Origin of the sequence: Mesorhizobium sp. B2-7-2 (genome assembly GCF_006440775.1) — a bacterium.
Classification (GTDB): domain Bacteria; phylum Pseudomonadota; class Alphaproteobacteria; order Rhizobiales; family Rhizobiaceae; genus Mesorhizobium.
In genome coordinates this window covers 357,101-381,299 of sequence record NZ_VFTZ01000002.1, presented here as the reverse complement: position 1 = coordinate 381,299, position 24,199 = coordinate 357,101, and the positions used below count along the sequence as shown (strand labels likewise).

Below are 24,199 nucleotides of genomic sequence, written 5' to 3'. Positions count from 1 at the left end.
CCAGGGTCTTTAAATTTTTTAAAACGGCCTTATGCCACCGGATTCGGCGCAAATCAAAGTTTTTTCGCCAGCGCCTCGGCCTCGGTGTCGAGCGAGGCGGAGTTGCGGACGCGAAGCCGGTGCTCGCGATGGATGATGTAGAGCCCGCTGGCAACGATGATGGCGGCGCCTAGCAGCGTCCAGCGGTCGGGGAACTGGTGGAAGATCAGCCAGCCGGAGATGATCATCCACACCATCTGCGAATAGGGATAGGGCGCGAGCTGCGTCGTGGTCGCCAGACGATAGGCCCGGACCAGCAAATAGTGGCCGCCGGCGCCGAAGACGCCGAGCATCAACAGGATGACCCAGTGCCAGCCATCCTGCGGCAATGACAGCGAGAAAGGCAGCAGCGGCAGGAGCAGCACGGCGGGCGCCAGCGCCGAAAAGAGGATCAGGCTCTCCGAGGTTTCCGTCGACGACATGCGCCGCGTCATGATGACGTAAAAACTGTTCGACAGCATCGAGCCCAGCGCGAAGAGATGACCGATGCCGAACACGCCGACGCCTGGCCTGGTGATGATGAGCACGCCGACAAAGCCGGTGAGAATCGCCAGCCAGCGCCGCCAGCCGGCCCATTCGCCGAGCAGCGGGCCGGCAAGCGCTGTGATGACCATCGGGCCGAAGAAATAGATCGACGTTGTCTCGGCCAACTGCAGCGTGCGCAGCGCCAGGATATTGAACATGGTCGAGCCGAACAAAAGGACGCCGCGCAAGAGGTGCGCCGGCAGGTTGTTGGCGCGGAAGCGAACCGGCTCGCGCCAGCCGCGCAGGAAGATGCCGACCAGCAGGACATGCACGGTGAAGCGGGCCCAGGCGACGATCAGCGCCGAGACGCCGGCCAGCACCAGATATTTGCTGGAGGTATCGAGAAAGGTGAAGCAGACATAGACGCACAGCATCAGAAGCATCGCCGCGGGCGGCGTTGCGCTGTCGTCGTTGTTTTTGGGAATGCTCAAGGTCGGGCCGAAAGGAAGATAGACGCTACCCTTCTGCGGCAATCGCCGCTTGCCAGCAAGCCAAAAGCGACTGGCCCAACAAGCGCTTCGGACAGGCTTAGAGCGCATTCCGGTCGGCGATTGGCTTGAACGCCCCTCGTCCTGATAGCGTTCAGGCCGATCGTCGAGCGATTGCCGACGCCTCCGCGACGTCGTCATCCACGGGCGGAGCGACGCGAAGCGGAGCGCAGACCCGAGGATCCATTCCTTGGCCTTCGACGTGGAGTGCAGCGGAGCAGAATTCTGCACCGCAGCAACGCTTACAGGTAACGGAATGGATTCTATGGTCTGCGCGCGTCGCTTCGCTCCTTGCTCCGCCATAGAATGACGACGTGTGGGCGTTCAGGCCAACCCCAAACGTCCGCAATTGGTCCTTCGGGCGAAGGCGCTTGCCACCCATTCAGCCATGCATGCGGGCGCCCTTGGTGATCTTGTCGACGAGTTTTTTCTCGCCGCGCATGGCGATCCCGACGACCTTGGCGTCGTCCGGGGCGAATTCGGCGAAGACGGCGCGGTTGGCGAGGTCGTGGCCGGTCGCGAACATCTCCTCGACATAGGCGGATGTCGTCACGCCGCGTTCCAATGCCCGGCGGTGAATCGTACCCAGCGTCGCCGCATCGGCCGACAAGACGATGACCGGCTGGACCGACATCGGATTGTAGAGGTTGCCGGCACGATCACGGTAAGCCTCGCCGATGATTTCGGGGAACTGCGCGACGATGCCGCTCGTCAGGAACGCAGTGACGTTGAGCTTCTGCCACGCCGGCAGGTCCTCTCTGAGAACAATTGCAATTTTCGTATCGAACACCAAGATTGAGACTCCGAGACGGCCCGTGACGGGCGGGACAGGCGATGGCGCAGGCTCTAAGCGAAGAAGCGAAGGAAGGTCTTGAACGTTCGTGCATGGATGCGGCCAACGGCGATCGCATCGTTTCGGCGCCGGGCGAGCTTGGCCTCGAACGCATCGAGGCGCGCTTCCATGGCAACGCCTTCGAGCTGCACCGGCACGACACCTATGCCATCGGCGTGACGTTGAACGGCGTGCAGCGCTTCCATTATCGCGGCGCGCTGCAACACAGCCTGCCCGGCCAGGCGATCGTGCTGCATCCGGATGAATTGCACGATGGCGGCGCCGGCACGCAAGACGGCCTGCGCTACCGGATCCTGTATCTGGAGCCATCCCTGCTGCTCGACTGCCTCGATGGCGAGCCGCTGCCTTTCGTTCGCGACGCCGTGGTCGACGATCCATGCTTGCGCGACACGTTGTTGTCGGCACTGGCACCGCTGGACGAGGCACTCGGCGACCTGTTCGTGGCAGATTTCGTTGCGCAGCTGGCGCAACACCTGAAACGCCATGCCGAGCAGCCGGCAAAGTCAACCGGCAAGACCGCATGGCGCGCCGCCGCGCTTGCCCGCGACTATCTCGAGGAGAATGCCGAGCGTCCGGTGCGCTCCGATGAGCTGGAAGCCGTCACCGGCCTCGACCGCTACGCGCTGTCGCGCCATTTTCGCGCGACCTATTCAACCAGCCCGCATCGCTTCCTGTTGATGCGCCGGCTGCAAAAGGCGCGGCGCATGATCGCCGAGGGCGAGTCGCTGGCGGAAATCGCCGCCGGCGCCGGCTTCAGCGACCAGAGCCATTTCAACCGCCATTTCAAGAAGGCGTTCGGCATGACGCCGGGGCGCTGGGCGGCGCTGGTGCGCGACGCGTAAGCGCGATGCGCAGCATCGTCGCTCGGGCGCGATGCGCAGCATCGTCGCTCGGGCGCGATGCGCAGCATCGTCGCTCAACCGCGAGACGTCCGGTGGTTAGCGCGTAACGCGACGCGCAGCGTCGTCGCCCACGCGCGATGCGCAGCATCGTCGCTTTTCCGCTAAGCCGTTGCTTAGGTGGTGCGTGGAGCGACGATGCTGCGCATCGCGCTTAGCTCGAGACGACGCTTCGCGTCGCTCGTTAATGGGAACGTCTCGCGGTTGAGCGATGACGCTCACGCGTCACGCGTCATCCAACTCCGCGTCGTCGTCCATAATCACCAGATCTTCGTTCGACAGATTGGCCTCGATGCGGGCCAGCAGCTTGAACAGCGCCTTCTGGTCCTTCTTGTCGAGGCCCTTCAGCGCCTGCTTCTCGGTCTTCTTGACCGACTTCTCGATGGCGCGGATGGTTTCGCGGCCGGATTCGGTGAGGAAGATATGGGCCTGGCGGGCGTCGGCGTTGGAGGCGCGCTTTTCCAGGAAACCTTGCGCCTGCAGCCGGTTGATGGTCTTGGTGATGGTCGGCGGGCGCACGCCGAGCCGGCCGGCGAGGTTGCCGGGGGTCTGGCCGTCCTCGCGGTCGAGCGCCAGCATGATCTGGTCCTGGCCGGCATAGAAGCCGTGCGCCAGAAGCCGCGCGGCGAGCGCTGTGCGCGCCAGCCTTGCGGCCGAATGGAGCCGGCTCATTGTCGCTGTCTTGTCCGCCTTGGCCATGGTCGTTCCCTCTTCGGCCGAACCGGCGCGGACAAGCATAGAGGCTGTCCGACGGCTGGCAAATGACGATTTAAAGAGTCCGGCTTGCGGAACGCTTTGCCGGCAAGCATTGCGGTGCCCGCGCAGGTGATGCCAGATGTTTATTTCAGTTAGATGACAAACGACTTTTGCACCGGCGAGATTCACAGCGGACGCTGGCGAAGGCCCTTGGGCGCTCGTGCGGCTTCTCCGTCTGGGGCTGCCTCTGCCGCCGCCATTCCGTGTGTGGCGCCGTCCCGCTTGGAGAGTCGGCCTGGTCCATCGGTTTGGCGCGTGCAAAAGCGCGACACCCATCCTATATCAGGCCGACAATCCAGGATTTTCGAGGCAACCCATGAGCGACGCACAGACGCAAATCCCCGTAACCGTTCTCACCGGCTATCTCGGCGCGGGCAAGACGACGCTGCTCAACCGCATTCTGTCGGAGAGCCACGGCAAGCGCTACGCCGTCATCGTCAACGAGTTCGGCGAGATCGGCATCGACAACGACCTGATCGTCGAATCCGACGAGGAAATCTACGAGATGAACAATGGCTGCGTGTGCTGCACAGTGCGCGGCGACCTGATCCGCGTGGTCGAAGGCCTGATGCGGCGACCTGGCCGCTTCGACGCCATCGTCGTCGAGACCACGGGCCTTGCCGACCCGGTGCCGGTGGCGCAGACCTTCTTCATGGACGACGACGTGCGCACCAAGACCAAGCTCGACGCGGTGGTGGCGCTGGTCGACGCCAAGCACCTGCCGCTGCGCCTTAAGGATTCCAAGGAAGCCGAGGACCAGATCGCCTTTGCCGACGTGGTGGTGCTGAACAAGACCGACCTCGTCACGCCTGATGAGCTTGAAAAGGTCGAGGCGACGATCCGCGCCATCAACCCGGCGGCCAGGATCCATCGCACGCAGCGTTCCGGCGTGGCGCTTGACGAAGTGCTCGACCGCGGCGCCTTCGACCTGTCGCGGGCGTTGGAGAACGATCCGCATTTCCTCGACGCGCACGACCATGATCATGATCATGATCACGACGGTCACGATCATCACCATCACCACCATGCTTCCGACATCCATGACGTGACGGTGAAGTCGGTGTCACTGCGCGGCGGCGAGATGGATCCCAAGAAATTCTTCCCCTGGATCGAGAAGGTGACCCAGATGGAAGGACCGAACATCCTGCGGCTGAAGGGCATCATCGCGCTGAAGGGCGACGAGGATCGCTATGTGCTGCAGGGCGTGCACATGATCCTCGAAGGCGACCACCAGCGCGCCTGGAAGGACGGCGAAAAACACGAAAGCCGGCTGGTCTTCATCGGCCGCGAGCTTGATGCGGAGCGGCTCAGGAAGAGTTTTGAAGCCTGCCAGGCGGCTTGATTTCTGCGCCTTCTTCCTTCTCCCCTTGTGGGAGAAGGTGGATCGGCGCGCAGCGCCGAGACGGATGAGGGGTGTTCCAGCGGAGTGAGACGTCTGCGTTCCCTGGAACACCCCTCATCCGACCGAGCTTCGCTCGGCCACCTTCTCCCACAAGGGGAGAAGGGGAAGTCGCGATGCCTGCGCCCTTCCCTTATCGCAATCCGAAGCGGGTTGAGGCCCTTAGCCCAACCGCTTATGGGAAGGGCAGGAATCTCAAATGGATTAAGTCCTCATGCCCACAGTCGCCCCGCTTGATCTCGAAGGCCATTGCGTTGCCGCCGTCTTCCTGAACGACGTGCCGCATTTCGCACTCGCCGACGGCGCGATCCACCGGCTCGATAATGGGCACAAGACGCTTCAGGCCAATGACGGCCTGCTTGCCGCCTTCCATGACACGGCCAACGACCGGCTGATCACCGGCGGCGAGGACGGCAAGGTGTTGGCCGTGAAGGCCGGCGGCGAGGTGAGCGAGCTGGCCAGCGCCGGCAAAAAGTGGATCACCAGCGTCAGCGCCGGACCGCAGGGTGCGATCGCCTATGCCTCGGGCAAGACCGCCTTCGTGCGTTTCGCCGACGGCAAGATCAAAGAATTTGCCCATCCGCGTTCGGTGGAGGGGCTGGCCTTCTCGCCCAAGGGCATGCGTTTCGGCATCGCCCGCTACAATGGCGCGACGCTGCATTTCCCGGCCGCCGAGGGCAAGCCGGTGGAGCTCGAATGGGCAGGCGCCCATACCGGCATCACCTTTTCACCGGACGGCGCCTTTCTGGTCACCACCATGCAGGAGAACGCGCTGCATGGCTGGAAGCTCGCCGACGGCAAGCACATGCGCATGAGCGGCTATCCCGGCAAGGTGAAGAGCCTGTCCTGGAGCGTCAAGGGCAAATGGCTGGCGAGCTCCGGCGCGCCGGCGGCGATCGTGTGGCCGTTCGCCAGCAAAGACGGACCGATGGGCAAGGCGCCGCTGGAGCTCGGCACGCGCGGCAATACCATGGTGACGTGCGTCGCTTGCCATCCGAGCCAGGATGTCGTGGCCATCAGCTATGAGGACGGCATGGTGATCGCAGCGCGCTTCGCCGACGCCAAGGAAGTGCTGCTGCGCCGCCCTGGCAAGGGCGCCGTCACGTCGATGATGTGGGACAAGGAAGAACGCCGCATCGTCTTCGGCAGTGCCGCCGGCGACTGCGGCGTGATCGATATCACTGCGTAGGCAGTAGGGAATAGGCAGTGGGGCTTAGGGGCGACGGCACCTACTGCCTACTGCCTACTGCCTACTGCCTGAGGGGGATTTCATGCATTCAATCGGCCGGACTTCCATCGGCGGCATCGACGTCGCCCGCGTCGCCGAATTGCGCGCGACGGAGGCGGCCGCGTTCCGCAAGGCGCGGCCGAAATCCGAGGCGAAGCTCGGCAACGGCATTGCCGGTTTCCTCGGCGGGGTGCCGATGCACTGGATGAGCGACTGGCCGACGCCGTTCCCGATCCTGGTCGACGGCGCCAAGGGCGCTACCATCACCGACATCGACGCCAATAGGCTCGACGATTTCTGCCTCGGCGACACCGGCTCGATGCTCGGCCATTCGCCGCCGGCGGTCGCCCGTGCGATCCGCCGCCAATCCGGACGCGGGCTGACCTATATGCTGCCAAGCGAGGATGCGCTGGCGATCGGCACGCTCCTGCAGCAGCGCTTCGGCCTGCCCTACTGGCAGATCGCCACCACTGCCACCGACGCCAACCGCTTTGCGCTGCGCGTCGCCCGCGCGGTGACCGGGCGCGAGAAGATCCTGGTCTTCAACGGCTGCTATCACGGCTCGGTCGACGAGACGATGGTGCGGCTGATCGACGGCAAACCCGTCAACCGGCCTGGGCTGGCCGGCGAATTCCGCGACCTGACGCGAGCCACGAAGATCGTCGAGTTCAACGATATTGCCGCGCTCGAGGCAGTGCTGGCCGACCGCGACGTCGCCTGCGTCATCACCGAGCCGGTGCTGACCAATTCCTGCATGGTGCTGCCGGAATCCGGTTTCCACGACGCGCTGCGGCGCCTGACCCGCGCGGCCGGCACACTGCTGCTTATCGACGAGACGCACACGATTTCGACCGGCCCGGGCGGCTATACGCGCAAGCACGGGCTGGAGCCGGACCTGTTCGTGCTCGGCAAGCCGGTTGCGGGCGGCGTGCCGGCGAGCATCTGGGGCATGAGCGAGGAGGTCGCCACGCGCTATGGCGCCTACAACCAGACCAAGGAGCCCGGCTATTCCGGCATGGGCACGACGCTGTCGGCCAACCCGCTGCAATTCGCGGCGATGCGCGCCACGCTGGAAGAGGTGATGACCGAGGAAGCCTACGCCCATATGGACCGGCTGGCGCGCCGCCTCGATGCGGGGCTCTCCGCCGTTATTGAGCGCCACAGGCTACCCTGGCATGTCGCGCGGGTCGGCGCGCGCGTCGAGTTCATCTGCGCGCCTGGACCGCTGCAAAACGGCGGCGAGGCCGAGAAGGCGCATGCGCCGGAGCTGGAAGCCGCCATCCACGTCGCGCTGGTCAATCGCGGCGTGCTGATCGCGCCGTTCCACAACATGATGCTGATCTCGCCGGCAACGACTTCGGCGCAAGTGAGCCGGCTGATCGCCGCCTTCGCCGCGGTTGCGGCGAGGCTTATGGCGTGAGAAAAGCGGCGATGGACAATCTGAACGCCGCTACCACCTTTCCTTCCGGCTCGACTCCCGCCGAGGCGAAGGCGTTTCTCGACGCGCATCCCGAGATCGAGGCGTTCGACATCGTGCTCACCGACGCCAACGGCGTCGGCCGCGGCAAGATCGTGCGCCGGCACGAGCTGATGGGCATTTTCGAGAACGGCCGGCATCTGCCGATCTCGATCCTCGGCCTCGACATCACCGGCGAGGATGTGCACGAAACCGGGCTGGTGTGGGACACCGGCGACGGCGATCTCAGGGCATGGCCGATCCCCGGCACGCTGGTCCCGCTCTTCGGCACCAACCCGCCGCGCGGCCAGGTGCTGATGTCGATGCACCACCTCGACGGCCAGCCGATGACCTCCGACCCGCGGCTGGTGCTGGCAAGGCAGGTGGAATTGCTGGCGGCGCGCGGCCTGCATCCGGCCGGCGCCTTCGAGCTCGAATTTTTCCTGCTGTCCAATGAGCGCGACGCGGATGGCAAGGTGCAAGCCGCCCGCGCGGTGCTCGACGGCAGGCGTTCGGCCAAGACCGAAGTCTATTCGGTCGACCATCTGCATGGCATGGAGCCGCTGTTTTCCGACATCTACGCCGCGGCCAAGGCGCAAGGCATTCCGGCCGAGACGGTGATCTCCGAATACGCGCCCGGCCAATACGAGCTGACGCTCAACTACCGCAAGGACGTGATGCGGGCGGCCGACGATCTCGTCATGCTGAAGCGGCTGGTGCGGGCGCAGGCGCGCCGGCACGGCGTCACCGCCTGCTTCATGGCCAAGCCCATCGAGGCCTATGCGGGTTCGGGCATGCATTTCCATGTCTCGCTGCAGGATGATGGCGGCCGCAACGTCTTCACCGAGGCAGCCGGCGAGAAATGGTCGCTAAGCCTGCTCAACGCACTTGGCGGCCTCATCCACACCATGGCGGAATCCATGCTGGTGTTTGCGCCGCACGCCAATTCATGGCGCCGCTTCGTCTCACAATCCTATGCTCCCGTGGCGCCCAGTTGGGGCGTCAACAATCGCTCGGTGGCGCTGCGCGTGCCGGCTGGCGACGCCAGGAACCGCCGCATCGAGCATCGGCCGTCGGGCGTCGACGCGAATCCGTACCTGGTCGCCGCAACGGTGCTGGCCGGCATCGTCAAGGGGCTGGACGAGGGTCTGGACCCTGGTCTCGAGACGACCGGGAACGGCTATGAACAGGCAACGGAGAAATCGACCATGCCGGCCGACTGGCGCGCTGCAATCGAGGCGGCCAGAGGCTCCGATTTCCTGAGGTCGGCGCTCGGCCCCGACCTGCACAGAACCTTCGTGGCGATCAAGCAGGCGGAATATCTGCGCGTTGCGCGGACCGTCAGTGAGCTGGACTATCATCTCTATCTGCATGAGGTTTGAGCACAGGGCCTGACGGCGCGGCGATCACGTTTTGCCGGCAGAAGGAGATGCCGAAGAAATATTGGCGGAACCTTCCCGTGGCCTCGCTCATTCCAGATTTGATAGCAGGAGCAGACAGAGCCGCGTCAGAGATGATCGACCGGATGCCAACCACCCCAGTACCGCACCATGCCAAGGTGAAGGCCAAGCATTGGCCCACGCCCGAGCCGGCCGATGTGGTGGCGCCTGAAGCCGAAGATATTCCGGAGTTGCGCGAAGAGGCGAAAGGCTGCCGCCGCTGCCCGCTTTGGCATGACGCAACGCAGACCGTGTTCGGCGAAGGACCGGAAAGCGCGGACGTGGTCTTCGTCGGCGAACAGCCAGGCGATCAGGAGGATCTGGCCGGCAAGCCATTTGTCGGCCCGGCCGGTAGAATATTCGACAGCATCCTGGACGACGCCGAAATCGATCGCCGTAAGGTCTATGTGACCAATGCGGTCAAACACTTCAAATTCGAGCCGCGCGGCAAGCGGCGCATCCATTCGAAGCCCAATGCCGGCGAAATCCAGGCCTGCCGCTGGTGGCTGGACAAGGAGCTTGACCTCGTCAAGCCGAACCTCGTGGTGGCGCTCGGCGCGACGGCGGCGCAGTCGCTGCTCGGCAAGGCCGTGCCGATCACCAAGATGCGCGGCGATGTGATCGAGCGCGAGGATGGCTTGCGCGTGTTTGTGACCATCCACCCCTCCTTCATCCTGCGGATCCGCGATCGGGAGGACAAGGAGGCCGAGAGGGACCGGTTTTTGCAGGATATGCGGAAGGTGAAGGGGCTGATGGCTGCTTGATCGTTCTACGCACCGCGAGGGACCGGTAGGCATGCACTTTTGAACGGGTCTGCGGCGTTGGAGATTAGCCGAAGCGCCTATCGCTTCGTCATCCACGGGCGGAGCAAGGAGCGAAGCGACGCGCGCAGACCCGAGGATCCATTCCGTGACGCATGAGCGCTGCTGCGGTGCAGAATTCTGCTCCGCTGCACGTTTGATCAAGATCACAGGATTCCAGGATCTTTGCGACGGAGCTTCGCTCCTGCTTCGCCCTGGAATGACGACGTTTGGAGGCTAGCGGCTACCGGATCAGGATCGCCCTCAGATCATTCACATTCGTCCCCGTCGGACCAGGCACGAACAGATCCCCGACCGCGTTGAAGGCCGTCCAGGCATTGTTGCCGACGAGCATCGTCTTGGCGTCGACGCCTGCCGCGCGCATGCGCGCCACGGTCGAGCCGTCGGCGAAGGCGCCGGCATTGTTCTCCGAGCCGTCGATCCCGTCGGTGTCGGCGGCCAAGGCATCAATGCCGTTCACGCCGTCGATGCCGATGGCGAAAGCGAGCAGGAATTCGGAATTGCGGCCGCCCTTGCCTTTTGCCCGCAACGTCACCGTGGTTTCGCCGCCGGAGAGGATCAGCACCGGCTTGGCGAAGGGGCGGTTGCGCGTCGCCACTTCGCGCGCGATCGCGGCGTGGACGACGCCGACCTCGCGCGCCTCGCCCTCGATTGCATCCGACAGGATGACGGCCTCGATGCCTTGCCGCTTCGCTTCGGCGGCGGCGGCTTCCAGAGAGACGCCGGCCGAGGCGGTCAGGTGCACTTCATTGCCGGCGAAGCGCCGATCGTCGGGGCGCGGCGCGTCCGCGGCCGGCGACTGGATATGCGCCATGACCGAGGTCGGCAGATTCATGCCATAAGCGGCGATCGAGGCCAGAGCATCTGCGCGGCTGCCAGTGTCGGGAACGGTCGGTCCCGAGGCAACCAGTGCCGGATTGTCGCCGGGGATATCAGAGACGACCAGCGACACCACCCTCGCAGGATGGGCAGCGGCGGCCAGGCGCCCGCCCTTGATGGTCGAGACATGCTTGCGGATGGTGTTCATCGCCGCGATCGGCGCGCCGGAGGCAAGCAGCGCCTCATTGACGGCGATCTCATCGGCAAGCGTCAGCCCGGGAGCCGGCGACGGCAGCAAGGCAGAGCCGCCGCCGGAAATCAGCGCCACCACAAGATCGTCAGCGGTCAGGCCCCGCACCTTCTCCAGCAAGCGGCGCGACGCCTCGAGGCCAGCGGCATCCGGCACCGGATGCGCCGCCTCAATGATCTCGATACGCTCGCATCTGGCGCCATAGCCGTAGCGGGTGACGACAAGGCCGTCGATCGGTCCGTCCCAGACCTTCTCGAAGGCGGCGGCCATCTGCGCCGACCCCTTGCCAGCGCCGATGACGATGGTGCGGCCCTTCGGCTTTGCCGGCAAATGATTGCAGATCGTCTTTTCCGGATCGGCGGCGGCGACGGCGGCGTTGAAGATCGAGGTGAGGAAGCTTTTCGGGTCGGTCATTTTTCTTCCGGCGGCAGCGCGAGCCCGCTCGCATCGATGCCAAGATGCGCGCAAAGCGCGTCGACCACGACGCCATGATCCTCGCGCTCGGGCAGGCCCGAGACGGCGATGACACCGATGACGCCGGCGCCTTTCACCGTGAGCGGAAAGCCGCCGCCGGCGAGCACATAATCGGCAATGTCGAGCGCTTCGCCGACCTTGAAAGTGCGGTCCGGGCGCTGCTGCTCCAGCACCAGGCGATAGGTGCTTCTGAGATAGCGCCTTACGACATTGATCTTGCGTCGCGCCCAATCGGGATTTGACGCGTTCGAACCCGGCATGGCGGCATAGAAGAGCGGCCGATCGAAAGTCCTGATGTCGACGATGATCGGAAGATCTTCCTTCAGCGCCCGGTCCCTGATGGCTGAACCGATCTTGAAGGCGACAGCCTCATCGAAGGCCGGAAAGACCAGCGTGGCTTCCTGTTTCTTGATCAGAGCGATGTCGTCGGCGATGGCCATGGCGTTCCCCTGTCAAATGTCGACGCTCGCTTTGGCCGATGGCTGACGCCGGGTCAAGCGCGGAGGGCATGGAATGGCGTTATGCCACAATGCCACTCTTCGCCGGCCGGCCCGCCACATAGACCTCGCGCACGGCGCGATCGTCGCCCAGCGTCTGCAGCAGAAAGAGCTCTTCCGCCAGCGTCTCCACGGTCTCCATCCTGAGCCGCATGCCCGGTGTGGCATGAGCATCGAGCACGACGATGTCGGCATCGGTGCCTTCGTCCAGCGTGCCGACCCTGTCGGCCACCGACAGCGCTTCGGCATTGCCGCGCGTCAATTGCCAGAAGGACTGGAACGGATTGAGCTTCTCGCCGTTCAGCGCGATCACCTTGTAGCCTTCATCCATGGTGCGCAGCATCGAATAGTTGGTGCCGCCGCCGACATCGGTGGCCGCCGCTATCCTGAGCGGCTTCTCGCGCCGGCGATAGCGCTGATAGTCGAACAGGCCGGAGCCCAGGAAGAGATTGGAGGTCGGGCAGAACACCGCCACCGAACCCGATTGCGACAGCGCGTCCGCCTCGCGTTCCGAGAGGTGGATGCAATGGCCGAACAGGCCCTTTTTGCCGAGCAAGCCATAATGTTCGTAAACGTCGGTATAGTCGCGCGACCAAGGGTAGAGCTCCTGGGTGAAGGCGATCTCGGCGTGGTTTTCCGACAGATGCGTCTGCATGTGGAGATCGGGATATTCGCGGCAGAGTGCACCGGCCATCTCCATCTGCTCGGGCGAGGAGGTGATGGCGAAGCGCGGCGTGATGGCATAGAGTTGGCGGCCCTTGCCGTGCCATTCGGAGATCAGCGCCTTGGTATCGTCATAGCCGGTTTGCGGCGTGTCGAGCACGCCGTCGGGCGCATTGCGGTCCATCATCACCTTGCCGGCGATGTTGAGCATGTTGCGTTCATGCGACTCGGCAAAGAAGGCTTCCGCCGACGATCTGTGCACGGAGCAATAGGCCGCGACCGTCGTCGTGCCATGGCGCAGCATCTCGTCGAGAAACAGCCGCGCGATGCGGCGGCCATGCTGCGCGTTCTGGAACTTCGCCTCTTCCGGAAAAGTGTATTTGTTCAGCCAGTCCAGCAGTTCCGCACCGTAAGACGCGATGATCTGCATCTGCGGAAAATGCACATGCGCGTCGATGAAGCCGGGCAAGATGAGATGCGGACGATGGTCAACCGTCTCGACACCGGCGCCGGCCTTCTTCGCGACTTCGGCATAGGAACCGGCGGCGACGATCCTGCCGTTCTCGATCAGCAGACCGCCATCCTCCTCGTAGCGCCAGGCGGAATAATCGTCGACCGATTCGGGCCAGCGCAGGAAGGAGAGCGTGCGGCCGCGCAGGAATTTCGATGTCATGCTTATTTTCCGGCCCCTTCGAACCAGGCGACCAGAAGGGCCCGTTCCTGGTCGGTTATCTGGCTGACATTGGCGGGCGGCATGGCATGCGCCCGGCCGGCCTGGATGTAGATCTCGCGAGCATGCTCGGCGATGCGCTCGTCGGTGTCGAGCAGCACCCCCTTCGGCGCATGGTAGATGCCTTCATAGACCGGCTCCTCCGTATGGCACATCGAGCAGCGGCCAAGCACGGTATCGCGCACGGCCGGGAAATGCGCCGAGGCGATGTAGACCTGCGCGGCGGCGGATGCGGCGGAGATCTTGGGCTCGCCGGTCAGCACCTTTGGCACGGTCGACAGCCAGATGATGATCATGAACAGAACGGCCGCGCCCAACCATGTCCAGGTAGGGTTGCCCTTCCTTGCATGCACGGTGTTGAAATAGTGCCGGATCAGAACGCCGATGATGAAGACCAGCGAAGCGATGACCCAGTTGAACTCAGTGCCGAAAGCCAGCGGGTAGTGGTTCGACAGCATCAGGAACAGGACCGGCAAGGTCAAGTAGTTGTTGTGCAGCGAGCGCTGCTTGGCGATCTTGCCGTATTTCGGGTCCGGCTTGCGGCCGGCGATCAGGTCGGCGACGACGATCTTCTGGTTGGGGATGATGACCATGAAGACATTGGCCGACATGATGGTGGCGGTGATGGCGCCAAGATGCAGGAAGGCGGCGCGGCCGGTGAAAAGATGCGTCAGCCCCCAGGCGATGGACACCAGCACGCAATAAAGCACCAGCATCAGCCCGGTGTCGCTTTTGCCCAGCGGCGAGCGGCAGAGCAGGTCGTAGACGATCCAGCCGACGCCGATGGTGGCCAGCGACAAGAGGATGCCGACCGGCACCGAGATGTTGAGCACGTTGGGATCGATCAGGAAGAGATCGGCGCCGGCATAATAGACCACGCAGAGCATGGCGAAGCCCGACAGCCAGGTGGCGTAGGATTCCCATTTGAACCAGGTGAGGTGCTCCGGCATTTCGGCCGGCGCAACCAGATATTTCTGGATGTGGTAGAAGCCGCCGCCATGCACCTGCCACTCCTCACCGAAGGCGCCGGCGGGCAGGCCGGGCCGCTGGCGCAGGCCAAGGTCGAGGGCGACGAAATAAAAGGACGAGCCGATCCAGGCGATGCCGGTGATGACATGCAGCCAGCGGACCGCGAAGCTCAGCCAGTCCCAGAAAATCGCGAAATCCATCATTGCACTCGTCCCTGCCGATGAGAGCGACTTTACGGTCTGGCGCGCAAACGAAAAGAGGCGAGGTGCGCGATGACTTTCAAAAAAAAATGGAAAATACTAGGGTTGCCCCGCTCAGCCTTTTGAGAGCCACACATGGCCTATCTAGACAACATCGCTGTCTTCGTTCGCGTCGTCGAGCTCGGCAATCTGTCGGCGGCGGGGCGCGACATGCGCATTTCGCCGGCGGTCGCCTCGAACCGGATCAAGGAGTTGGAGAAGCATCTTGGGGTGCGGCTGTTCAACCGTACGACAAGGCAGTTGATGCCGACCGAGCATGGCACCGTGTTCTACACCGGCGCCAAGCAGGTGCTGGACGCGATCACCGAGGCGGAAGCGGCGGTCGCCGCGCTCTCCGGCCAGCCACGCGGGACCATCAGGGTTACGGCGCCGCTCGGCCTCGGCCGGAGGCTGATCGCGTCAGGCATTCCGGACTTCCACGACAAATATCCCGATATCGAGGTGCGGCTTCGGCTTTCCGACCACAATGTCGATATCATGAAGGAAGGCATCGACGTCGCCTTCCGGCTCGGCATCATCGAGGATTCGAGCCTCAGGATGCGCGGCATCATGGAATGCGAGCGCGTGCTGGTGGCGGCGCCGAAATATCTGGAAGCGCGCGGCGAGCCGGCCGAGGCGCAGGAGCTGATCGGCAAGAAGCACGACTGCCTGATGCTGCGCTATGCCGGCGCGCGCGAATATGTCTGGACGCTGCAGATGCCGAACGGACCGCAGAAATTCGAGGTGCACGGTCCCTATGACACCGACGACGGCGACGTTCTGACCGGCTGGGCGCTGTCGGGGCGCGGCATCATCAACAAGCCGCGTTTCGAGGTCGAGCCGTTCATCCGCGACCGGCGTTTGAAGGTGATCCTGCCCCAGGCGCCGCCGACGCCGGTGCAATTCGCCGCCGTCTATCCGCACAAGAAGCTGCAGGATCCGAAGGTGCGGCTGCTGCTCGACTTCATGGCCGAGCGCTGCCAGCGGCTGATCAAGGACCTCCTGGCTGGGAAGTAACGACCGGTAGAGCTGCGTCGCGATTCCGGACGGAAGGCTACGGCGAGACGCCCGGCCTAACCGAAGCACGCTTTTCCCGAAATTGCTTCAGATCAGTCCATTAGCCTGGCCGTTCCGGACACCCCGATCGAGCTGCCCGGCGCGGGCGGAATGTCGGCGTGAAGGCGCGAACGCATGCCCATATCCTCGCCCTGGACGATGTCGATCGCGCCGCCATGCGGCCAGCCGAGATCGCGCAGATAGCCGGCAAAGGCAGCGGTCGCGGCACCCGTCGCCGGGTCCTCGTAGACGCCGCCGGACGCAAAGGGATTGCGCATGTGAAAGAGCCGCGGCGTTTCGGCATAGGCGAGCAGGATGGTGACCAAGCCTTCGCGCCGCATGAAAGACTGGCCTTTCTTGAGATCATAGGACATGGCGGCCAGCGCCTGGCGCGACTTCAGCGCCAGCACGAGATGATCGGCGCCGCCATGGATGAGCGCTGGCGGAATGGCAGGGTCGAGATCGCCCCGCTTATAACCAAACAGAGCGAGCGCTTCGCCAACCAGTTCGGCCGACGCAGGCCTGCTGCGCGTCGGCGGCGACTGCAGGGCGGCGGCAAAGTTGGCGCCATCGCGAAAGCCTTCGACGGTGATGTCTGCCTGATTGAGGGTCAGCCTGAAGATGCCGTCGCCGAACTTTCCGACCAGCGCCGCGCCGAGCGCGATGGTGGCATGGCCGCAGAACGGCACTTCCGACTCCGGCGAAAAATAGCGCACGCGCCAGCCGCCGCCTTCGGGCGCCGCGAAGGCGGTTTCCGAGAAGGCAACTTCTGCCGCGACACGCTGCATGTCGGCGACGTCGGGCAGCATCTCGCCAATCACCACGCCGGCGGGATTGCCGCCGGTGTTCCCGTCCGAAAATGCGGCGATCTTCAATATGTCCATGTTCCTGACCCCGTTGTCCGTGAGGCGCAACAAACACGTTTCGCGCCGCTTTGGGAAATGAGGAAAGCAGCAAGCAGCGGTGAGCGCCACTCACACCTGCAATCGGGGATGGTGTCCCTCGATCCAACGCGGAACGAAATTCTGGTCATCGCCGTTCTGACGATTGGCGGTCGCTCGGGCCGCCTTCAGCTTTCACCAAGCGACGCAGCGGGACAGGAGCCGACCATGGACGCCATCGTCACCAAGAACGACCTCAAATCCGATGCCAAGAAGGAATCGATCGATCTGCTCAACGCCAGGCTTGCCGACGCCATCGACCTGGCGCTGATCACCAAGCGGGCTCATTGGAACGTCAAGGGCCCGCAATTCATCGCCATCCACGAGATGCTGGACGAATTCCGCGAGGAGATCGACGGCCATGTCGACATTATCGCCGAGCGCGCCGTGCAGCTCGGCGGCACCGCGCATGGCACCTCGCAGGAGGTGTCGAAAGCGACCAAGCTGAGGCCTTATCCGACCGACATCCACAAAACCAAGGATCATCTGGCGGCGCTGATCGACCGCTATGCCACGGCCGCCAAGCTGACCCGCGAAGCAATCGACGAGGCCGACGACGCCGGTGATCGCGATACGGCGGACATCTTTACCGCCTATTCGCGCTCGCTCGACAAATTGCTGTGGTTCCTCGAGGCGCACACCCAGGAAAAGGAATAGCCAGACGCTTCCCGGCTTTCACAACATGGCCGGCGGACTTAGCCGGCCATCATCTTCTCGGCGCCGGCGGCCCTTGGCGCCTCGACGGTGTGCGCCACCAGCGACGTCATGATCTCTGCGGCGGCGAGCGCGGCGATCACCGGCGGGCGCTTGTCCTTCACGGCATTGCCGCCGATCGGCGAGACGAGCCGGGCGAACTGCGCTTCGCTGCCCTCCGCGGATTTCAGGAACCAGTTCCTGAAGGTCGCCTTCTTGGTCTTCGAACCGATCATGCCGACATAGGCGCTGTCGTCACGCTTCAGCGCCTCGGCGACGATCAGGAAATCCAGCGCATGATCATGAGTCAGGATCGCGAAGGCCGATCTGGCCGGCGCCTCGCGCACCACGGCTTCGGGCAACGATGTCAGCCGTGTTTTCACCGTTTCCGGCATGCCTTCCAGCGCCTCGGCGCGGGTCTCGACGACGACGACATGGATCGGCAGCAGCGCGAGCGACGCGGCCAGCGCCTGGCCGACATGGCCGCCGCCGAACACATAGACATGCGGCAGATGGGCCTCTTCCGCTTCGGCCTTGGCGATCAGTTGCTGTTCCAGTGAACCATCGACGAGGCGGATCGACACCTCGACGCGGCCGCCGCAGCATTGGCCGATCTCCGGCCCGAGCGGAACGTCCAGCGTTGCGCAGACCTCATCGACCTCGATGCGGGCTTCACTGGCGGGAGATCGCGGCCGCTGCCCTGCATTCAATACCTGCCGCGCCTTGTCGATCGCCATGTATTCGAGCTGGCCGCCGCCGATGGTGCCAAGAATCGACGAGGCCGAGACAAGCATGAAGGCACCGGCCTCGCGCGGGGTCGAACCCTTCGTCGCCGCCACTTCAACCAACGCAGCCTGGCCGACCCGGCCGAGGAATTCCTTCAGCTGTTGTGCTTTCGAGTTCATCGTCTGCATTTCCACTTGGGAAATATAGTGTTTTTCGGCCCGAATTGCACGTTTCAAGCCGGCTTCGCGGCCTCCTGCTTGAGCCACTCGATCGCCATCAGCACCCGTTCCGGCGTCGCCGGCGCATCAAGGCGTGGACAAATCTCGTGATCCGCGACGCTGGCCACCGCGTCCGACAGCGCATGCAGCACCGACATGCCGTGTGGCAGCGGTGGCTCGCCCACCGCCTTTGAGCGATGAATGGTCGGTTCATAGGCAGACGACCAGTCGGTCAGCTTAACGTTGAAGATTTTCGGACGGTCGGACGCGAGCGGGATCTTGTAGGTCGACGGCGCATGCGTGCGCAGCCGGCCGCCGTCGTCCCACCACAGCTCCTCTGTCGTCAGCCAGCCCATGCCCTGGATGAAGCCGCCCTCGACCTGGCCTAGATCGATCGCCCGGTTCAGCGAGCGGCCGGCGTCATGCAGGATATCGGTGCGCTCGACGACATATTCGCCGGTGAGCGTGTCGACCGACACTTCCGAGCAGGCCGCGCCATAGGCGTAATAATAGAAGGCATGGCCGCGGCCCTTGCTGCGGTCCCAATGGATCTTCGGGGTCTTGTAGAAGCCTGCCGCCGAGAGCTGGATGCGATTGACATAGGCCTGCTTGACCAGATCGTTGAAGGCCACTTCCTGGTTGCCGATGCGCACCCGGTTGGGCAGGAACACGACCTGGTCGTGCGGAACCTGGTATTTGTCGGCGGCGAAATCGGTCAGCCGCTTGCGGATCTGGCGGGCGGCGTCCTGCGCCGCCATGCCGTTGAGGTCGGCGCCGGACGACGCGGCCGTCGGCGAGGTGTTCGGCACCTTGGCGGTGGTGGTGGCGGTGATCTTGACCCGGTCGAGGTCGATCTGGAACTCCTCGGCCACGACCTGCGCCACCTTGAGGTGCAGGCCCTGGCCCATCTCGGTGCCGCCATGGTTCATATGGACGGAGCCGTCGGCATAGACATGCACCAGCGCGCCGGCCTGGTTCGCCTCCGTCTTGGTGAAGGAGATGCCGAACTTTACCGGCGTCAGCGCCAGACCGCGCTTGATGAAGCGGCTGTTGTTGTTGAAGGCGCCGATCTCGCGGCGTCGCCGCGCATAGTCCGCGCTTTCCTCCAGCTCGGCCACGATGCGCTGGATGATGCAGTCCTCGACCTTCTGGTGATAGGGCGTGACGCTGCGCTCGCCGATGGCCTCCATCGGGTCGTAGAAATTCAACTTGCGGATTTCGAGCGAATCCTTGCCGACGGCGAAGGCAACCTCGTCGATGACGCGCTCCGCGCCGACCATGCCTTGCGGGCCGCCGAAGCCGCGGAAGGCGGTGTTGGACACGGTGTTGGTGTAGAGCGGCGCCGATTTCGCATGCACCGCCGGATAGAAATAGGCGTTGTCGCAGTGGAACAGCGCGCGGTCGCCGACCGGACCGGAGAGATCGGCGGAGAACCCGCAGCGCAGCGCATAGGTGAAATCGACGCCCAGGATATTACCCTCGTCGTCGAAGCCGACCTCGTAGTCGATGGCGAAGTCGTGCCGCTTGCCGGTGGCGGTCATGTCCTCGTCGCGGTCGAGCCGGATCTTCACCGCGCGCTTCAGCTTCTTGGCGGCGATCGCCGCGATGGCCGCGCACTGGTTGGCCTGCGTCTCCTTGCCGCCGAAGCCGCCGCCCATGCGGCGCACTTCGACTGTCACCGCATGGCTCGGCACGCCGAGCGCATGGGCGACCAGATGCTGCGTCTCGCTCGGGCCCTGCGTCGAGCAATAGACGACGACCTCGTCGTCCTCGCCGGGGATCGCCAGCGAGACCTGGCCTTCGAGATAGAAATGGTCCTGGCCGCCGAGCCACATGCGGTTCTTGATGCGGCGCGGAGCGGCGGCAATCGCCGCGGCGGCATCGCCGCGCTTCAGGATCAGCGGCGTGGTGACCTGCTTGTCGTTGACCGTGTCGAGGTTCCAGATGTCGATGACGGCCGGAAGCTCGTCGTACTCGATTTTTGCGAGACGCGCCGCGCGGCGCGCTTCCTCACGCGTCTCGGCAACCACGGCGAAGATCGGCTGGCCGTAAAACTCAACCTTGCCTTCGGCGAGCACCGGATCGTCATGCATGTTGCTCGGCGAAACATCGTTCTCGCCGGGAACATCGGCATGGGTCAGAACGTCGACGACGCCCGGGGCTGAGCGCACCGCCGACAGGTCGACGCTTTTCAGCGTGCCGTGCGCGATCTTGGAGAGGCCGAGGCCGATATGCAGCGTGCCGGCAGGCTCCGGCATGTCGTCGATATAGACAGCGGCGCCGCTGACATGCTTGTGCGCGGAATCGTGCCGCTGGTCGGTGGCGACGCCGCCGGCGATCTTTTCCGCCTTGAGGTTGGGAGTGGCGTGCTTGTTCATTTAGCCTCCTTCCCTTCTCCCCGTTCACGGGGAGAAGGTGGCCCGAAGGGTCGGATGAGGGGCAGCGGTGACGTCGACGAGTTTGCAGTGACTGGCCGGAGTCGGCGCCGCCCCTCATCTGCCTGCCGGCATCTTCTCCCCGTGAACGGGGAGAAGGGTGCTACTGGCGACCGCTTGCCCGCGTTGATTCGCATCAGGCGGCCTCGTTGCGCGAGACCTGGAACGGCGCCTTCGTTCCTGTTGTCTCGACATAAAAGCGCAGCAGAAGGTTCCTTGCCGCCAGCGCCCGGTATTCGGCGGTCGCCCGCATATCGGTGAGCGGCGTGAAGTCCTTGGCGTATTGCGCCATCGCTGCCTCCACCGTCGCTTCGTTCCAGACTTTGCCGATCAGCGCCTTCTCGACCGCCGCGGCGCGCTTCGGCGTCGCCGCCATGCCGCCATAGGCGATGCGGATGTCGGCCACCGTGCCGTCCTTGGCCAAGGCCAGGTAAAATGCCCCGAGCGTCGCGGTGATATCCTCGTCGCGGCGCTTGGTGACCTTGTAGACGGCAAACTTCGTTCCTTTTGCCGGCACCGGCACATGCACGGATTCGACGAATTCGCCAGGCTGACGGTCCTGCTTGCCATAGGCGATGAAGAAGGTTTCGAGCGGTATGGTGCGGCGGGCCTCGCCCTTGCGCAGCGTGAGCTGCGCGCCGAGCGCGATCAACGGCGGCGGCATATCGCCGATCGGCGAGCCGTTGGCGATGTTGCCGCCGATGGTGCCCATGTTGCGCACCTGTTCGCCGCCGATGCGGTCGACCAGCGGTCCCAATGCCGGGATACGCTTCGACAGCGTTTCGAAGGCTTCGGTGTAGGTCACGCCGGCGCTGATGGTGATGACGCCGTCTTTTTCCGAGGTCGTACGCAAGCCGTCGAGGCCGCCGATGAAGATCGCCGGCGAGATGTCGCGCATATGCTTGGTGACCCAGAGGCCGACATCGGTCGAGCCGGCGATGATGGTGGCGCCCGGTTCCTTCTCAAGCAAGGCGGCGAAATCGTCGACGCTGGCCGGCACGATCAGCCGCACCTTGCCCGACCCGATCTCGACCCTGGCGCCATCGCGCAGTGCCTTCAGCCGCGCGGTGATGTCATCGCGCTCCACGGCCAGCGGATCCTTAGCCGCCTTGCCGTAGCTCGAAATGGCGTGCGCGGCGCGCATGATCGCCTCATAGCCGGTGCAGCGGCAGAGGTTGCCTTGCAGCGCCTTTTCGATCGCCGCGTTGGACGGGTCGGGCGTCTTCATCCACAGCCCGTAGAGCGACATGATGAAGCCCGGCGTGCAGAAGCCGCATTGCGAGCCGTGGAAATCGACCATCGCCTGCTGCACCGGATGCAGCTTTTCGCCGTCGCCGCGCAAATGTTCCACCGTCACGACATGGGTACCGTCGAGCGAGCCCATGAAGCGGATGCAGGCATTGACGCTTTCATAGACGAGACCTTCGGCCGAAAGCTTGCCGACCAGCACCGCGCAAGCGCCGCAATCGCCCTCGGCGCAACCTTCCTTGGTGCCGCGCAGCGAACGGTTGAGCCGCAGCCAGTCGAGCAAAGTCGCATCGGGTGCGACGTCTTTCAGCGCCACGTCGCTGCCGTTCAGGATAAAGCGTATCTGATTGCGGGTCTCAGCCATGTCTCAGCTCCCCCGATAGGTCGAGTAGCCATAGGGCGAAATCAAGAGCGGGACGTGATAATGCCGCTTCTCCGCCATGCCGAAGCGGATCGGCACGATGTCCAGGAAAGCGGGTTGCGGCAGGTCGATCCCTTGGCCGCGCAGATAATCGCCGGCAGCGAAGACCAGCTCATACTCGCCGGTGCGGAAATCGGCGCCGGCGAGCAGCGGCGCGTCGCAGCGCCCGTCATCGTTGGTGGCGACGGTCTTGAGATGCGTACGGCCCTGGCCCTCGATGCGAAAAAGGCCGATCGACAGGCCCTTTGCCGGCCGGCCGGACGCGGTGTCGAGCACATGGGTCGTCAGGCGCCCGCCATCGGCTTTCGACGTCTCTGCCACTGGCCGCCTCCCATCCCGGTTCAGTTTCAGGTCAATTGTGCGCCAATTAAAGGCGATGCATAAGCCCAGGTCGAGCGGAGTGCGGCAAAAAGCACTTTCAAAAATTTTCGGGGGAATGCATGCGCACTCCTTTCGATATCCTCATCTCGACCATCGGGCAGGAGCGGCAATGCGTTACGATCGGGACATGCGCGGTTACGGGGCAAATCCGCCGGATCCGAAATGGCCCGGCGGCGCGCATGTGGCGGTGCAGTTCGTCGTCAATTATGAAGAGGGCGGCGAGAACTGCGTGCTGCATGGCGACAAGGCTTCGGAAGCCTTCCTGTCCGAAATCGTCGGCGCCGCCGCCTGGATTGGCCAGCGCCACTGGAACATGGAATCGATCTATGAATACGGTGCGCGGGCCGGCTTCTGGCGGCTCCACCGGCTGTTCACCGAAGCGCAAGTGCCGGTGACGTGCTATGGCGTCGCCACGGCGCTGGCGCGCTCGCCCGACCAAGTGGCCGCCATGCAGGCGGCTGGCTGGGAGATCGCCTCGCATGGCCTGAAATGGATCGACTATCGCGACCACTCGGCCGAGGACGAGCGGCGCGATCTCGAAGAGACCATCAAGCTGCATTACGAGGTGACCGGCGCGCGGCCGACCGGCTGGTACACCGGCCGCACTTCGGTCAACACGGTACGGCTCGTCGCCGAGGAAGGCGGTTTCGACTACGTCTCCGACACTTATGACGACGAACTGCCTTACTGGTTCGACCGCGACGGGCTGGAGAAGCCGCAGCTCATCATCCCCTACACGCTCGACGCCAACGACATGCGCTTCGCGACGCCGCAGGGCTTCAACTCCGGCGACCAGTTCTTCGCCTACCTAAAGGATAGTTTCGACACGCTCTATGCCGAGGGCAAGGCAGGGCGGCCGCGCATGATGAATATCGGCCTGCATTGCCGGCTAGTCGGTCGTCCCGGACGGGTCGCGGCGCTGAAGCGCTTCGTCGACTATGTGAAATCGCATGACAAGGTCTGGCTGACACGGCGCATCGACATCGCCAAACACTGGCGCGAGACGCATCCCTACGAGGCGCCGGCGCTGCGGCCGTCGCGGATGGGGTTCGAGGAATTCGTGCATGCCTTCGGCGGCGTGTTCGAGCATTCGCCCTGGATCGCCGAGCGCGCCTACGAACTGGAACTCGGGCCCGCGCATGACAGCGCCGGCGGCCTGCACAATGCGCTCTGCCGCGTCTTCCGCGCGGCAACGGAAGCCGAACGGCTTTCCGTGCTCAACGCCCATCCGGACCTCGCCGGCAAGCTGGCGGCGGCCAAGCGGCTGACGCCGGAATCGGCCAAGGAGCAGGCGTCCGCCGGGCTCGACGCGCTGACCGACAAGGAACGCGAGCTGTTCTCGAAACTCAACGCCGCCTATGTCACCACCTTCGGCTTCCCTTTCATCATCGCGGTCAAGGGCAAAACCAAGGACGAAATCCTGGCGGAGTTCGAGGCGCGGATCGGCAACAGCCGCGGCACCGAGCTCGAAACCGCCTGCAAACAGGTCGAGCGCATCGCGCTGCTTCGCCTGAAAGACATGCTCCCGCAATAACG

The 24,199-nt window shown here is 64.2% G+C and carries 21 protein-coding genes; 9 read left to right on the top strand and 12 right to left on the bottom strand.

Annotated elements, in window-relative coordinates:
• Positions 1-53: 53 nt before the first annotated feature.
• Positions 54-938 carry a DMT family transporter gene (locus tag FJ425_RS04620; protein ID WP_176477149.1) on the bottom strand — a complete coding sequence of 295 codons (885 nt, stop codon included), beginning with the start codon at positions 936-938 and terminating at the stop codon, positions 54-56.
• A 496-nt stretch (positions 939-1,434) separates the two neighbouring features.
• Positions 1,435-1,842, bottom strand: a complete 408-nt coding sequence (locus FJ425_RS04615) for a DUF2000 family protein (protein WP_140722097.1) — start codon at positions 1,840-1,842, stop codon at positions 1,435-1,437.
• A 44-nt stretch (positions 1,843-1,886) separates the two neighbouring features.
• On the opposite strand from FJ425_RS04615, the gene FJ425_RS04610 reads away from it, so the two are divergent.
• Positions 1,887-2,747 carry an AraC family transcriptional regulator gene (locus tag FJ425_RS04610; RefSeq protein ID WP_140722095.1) on the top strand — a complete coding sequence of 287 codons (861 nt, stop codon included), beginning with the start codon at positions 1,887-1,889 and terminating at the stop codon, positions 2,745-2,747.
• 282 nt (positions 2,748-3,029) lie between these two features.
• Here the strand turns inward: FJ425_RS04610 and FJ425_RS04605 are convergent, their stop codons facing one another.
• Positions 3,030-3,503: a MarR family transcriptional regulator gene (locus FJ425_RS04605; protein ID WP_140722132.1), complete on the bottom strand. Its 474-nt coding sequence runs from the start codon at positions 3,501-3,503 to the stop codon at positions 3,030-3,032.
• A gap of 373 nt (positions 3,504-3,876) precedes the next feature.
• On the opposite strand from FJ425_RS04605, the gene FJ425_RS04600 reads away from it, so the two are divergent.
• The 5 genes from FJ425_RS04600 (at position 3,877) to FJ425_RS04580 (ending at position 9,846) form a co-directional block, all read left to right on the top strand.
• Complete coding sequence (locus tag FJ425_RS04600) at positions 3,877-4,902, top strand: GTP-binding protein (RefSeq protein ID WP_140722093.1); 1,026 nt, start codon at positions 3,877-3,879, stop codon at positions 4,900-4,902.
• Positions 4,903-5,173: 271 nt separating this feature from the next.
• Complete coding sequence (locus tag FJ425_RS04595) at positions 5,174-6,148, top strand: WD40 repeat domain-containing protein (RefSeq protein WP_140722092.1); 975 nt, start codon at positions 5,174-5,176, stop codon at positions 6,146-6,148.
• Positions 6,149-6,230: 82 nt separating this feature from the next.
• Entirely contained in the window at positions 6,231-7,607 is a 1,377-nt protein-coding gene (locus tag FJ425_RS04590; protein ID WP_140722091.1) for an aspartate aminotransferase family protein, read from the top strand.
• A gap of 11 nt (positions 7,608-7,618) precedes the next feature.
• The gene (locus FJ425_RS04585) at positions 7,619-9,025 is read left to right on the top strand and encodes a glutamine synthetase family protein (RefSeq protein ID WP_140722090.1); all 1,407 of its coding nucleotides are present in this window, start codon (positions 7,619-7,621) and stop codon (positions 9,023-9,025) included.
• A gap of 77 nt (positions 9,026-9,102) precedes the next feature.
• On the top strand, positions 9,103-9,846 hold the full coding sequence (locus FJ425_RS04580; protein ID WP_246677869.1) for a UdgX family uracil-DNA binding protein: 744 nt from the start codon (positions 9,103-9,105) through the stop codon (positions 9,844-9,846).
• A 280-nt stretch (positions 9,847-10,126) separates the two neighbouring features.
• Here the strand turns inward: FJ425_RS04580 and FJ425_RS04575 are convergent, their stop codons facing one another.
• The 4 genes from FJ425_RS04575 to FJ425_RS04560 form a co-directional block, all read right to left on the bottom strand.
• On the bottom strand, positions 10,127-11,386 hold the full coding sequence (locus tag FJ425_RS04575; protein ID WP_140722089.1) for a glycerate kinase: 1,260 nt from the start codon (positions 11,384-11,386) through the stop codon (positions 10,127-10,129).
• The gene (locus tag FJ425_RS04570; protein WP_140628701.1) at positions 11,383-11,886 is read right to left on the bottom strand and encodes a heme-degrading domain-containing protein; all 504 of its coding nucleotides are present in this window, start codon (positions 11,884-11,886) and stop codon (positions 11,383-11,385) included. Before FJ425_RS04570 ends, FJ425_RS04575 begins: the two co-directional genes overlap by 4 nt.
• Before the next feature lie 79 nt (positions 11,887-11,965).
• Entirely contained in the window at positions 11,966-13,279 is a 1,314-nt protein-coding gene (guaD, locus tag FJ425_RS04565; protein WP_140628698.1) for a guanine deaminase, read from the bottom strand.
• A gap of 2 nt (positions 13,280-13,281) precedes the next feature.
• The gene (locus tag FJ425_RS04560) at positions 13,282-14,508 is read right to left on the bottom strand and encodes a urate hydroxylase PuuD (protein ID WP_140722088.1); all 1,227 of its coding nucleotides are present in this window, start codon (positions 14,506-14,508) and stop codon (positions 13,282-13,284) included.
• A 132-nt stretch (positions 14,509-14,640) separates the two neighbouring features.
• Here FJ425_RS04560 and FJ425_RS04555 point away from each other — a divergent pair, with 132 nt between their 5' ends.
• Positions 14,641-15,561, top strand: a complete 921-nt coding sequence (locus FJ425_RS04555) for a LysR family transcriptional regulator (RefSeq protein WP_140628692.1) — start codon at positions 14,641-14,643, stop codon at positions 15,559-15,561.
• A gap of 92 nt (positions 15,562-15,653) precedes the next feature.
• Here FJ425_RS04555 and FJ425_RS04550 read toward each other — a convergent pair whose 3' ends face one another.
• Positions 15,654-16,484 carry a PhzF family phenazine biosynthesis protein gene (locus tag FJ425_RS04550; RefSeq protein ID WP_140628689.1) on the bottom strand — a complete coding sequence of 277 codons (831 nt, stop codon included), beginning with the start codon at positions 16,482-16,484 and terminating at the stop codon, positions 15,654-15,656.
• 225 nt (positions 16,485-16,709) lie between these two features.
• Between FJ425_RS04550 and dps the strand changes: the two genes are divergently transcribed.
• Complete coding sequence (dps, locus tag FJ425_RS04545; RefSeq protein ID WP_140722087.1) at positions 16,710-17,198, top strand: DNA starvation/stationary phase protection protein Dps; 489 nt, start codon at positions 16,710-16,712, stop codon at positions 17,196-17,198.
• Between the two features lie 38 nt (positions 17,199-17,236).
• Here dps and xdhC read toward each other — a convergent pair whose 3' ends face one another.
• The 4 genes from xdhC to uraH form a co-directional block, all read right to left on the bottom strand.
• Positions 17,237-18,139, bottom strand: coding sequence for a xanthine dehydrogenase accessory protein XdhC (xdhC, locus tag FJ425_RS04540; protein WP_140628683.1), 903 nt, complete (start codon positions 18,137-18,139; stop codon positions 17,237-17,239).
• Positions 18,140-18,192: 53 nt separating this feature from the next.
• The gene (gene xdhB, locus FJ425_RS04535; RefSeq protein WP_140722084.1) at positions 18,193-20,556 is read right to left on the bottom strand and encodes a xanthine dehydrogenase molybdopterin binding subunit; all 2,364 of its coding nucleotides are present in this window, start codon (positions 20,554-20,556) and stop codon (positions 18,193-18,195) included.
• A 193-nt stretch (positions 20,557-20,749) separates the two neighbouring features.
• A complete protein-coding gene (gene xdhA, locus FJ425_RS04530) occupies positions 20,750-22,225 on the bottom strand; it encodes a xanthine dehydrogenase small subunit (RefSeq protein ID WP_140722081.1) in 1,476 nt (491 codons plus the stop codon).
• A gap of 3 nt (positions 22,226-22,228) precedes the next feature.
• Positions 22,229-22,603, bottom strand: coding sequence for a hydroxyisourate hydrolase (gene uraH / locus FJ425_RS04525; RefSeq protein WP_140722078.1), 375 nt, complete (start codon positions 22,601-22,603; stop codon positions 22,229-22,231).
• A gap of 169 nt (positions 22,604-22,772) precedes the next feature.
• Here uraH and puuE point away from each other — a divergent pair, with 169 nt between their 5' ends.
• The gene (gene puuE, locus FJ425_RS04520; protein WP_140722075.1) at positions 22,773-24,197 is read left to right on the top strand and encodes an allantoinase PuuE; all 1,425 of its coding nucleotides are present in this window, start codon (positions 22,773-22,775) and stop codon (positions 24,195-24,197) included.
• Positions 24,198-24,199: the final 2 nt, after the last annotated feature.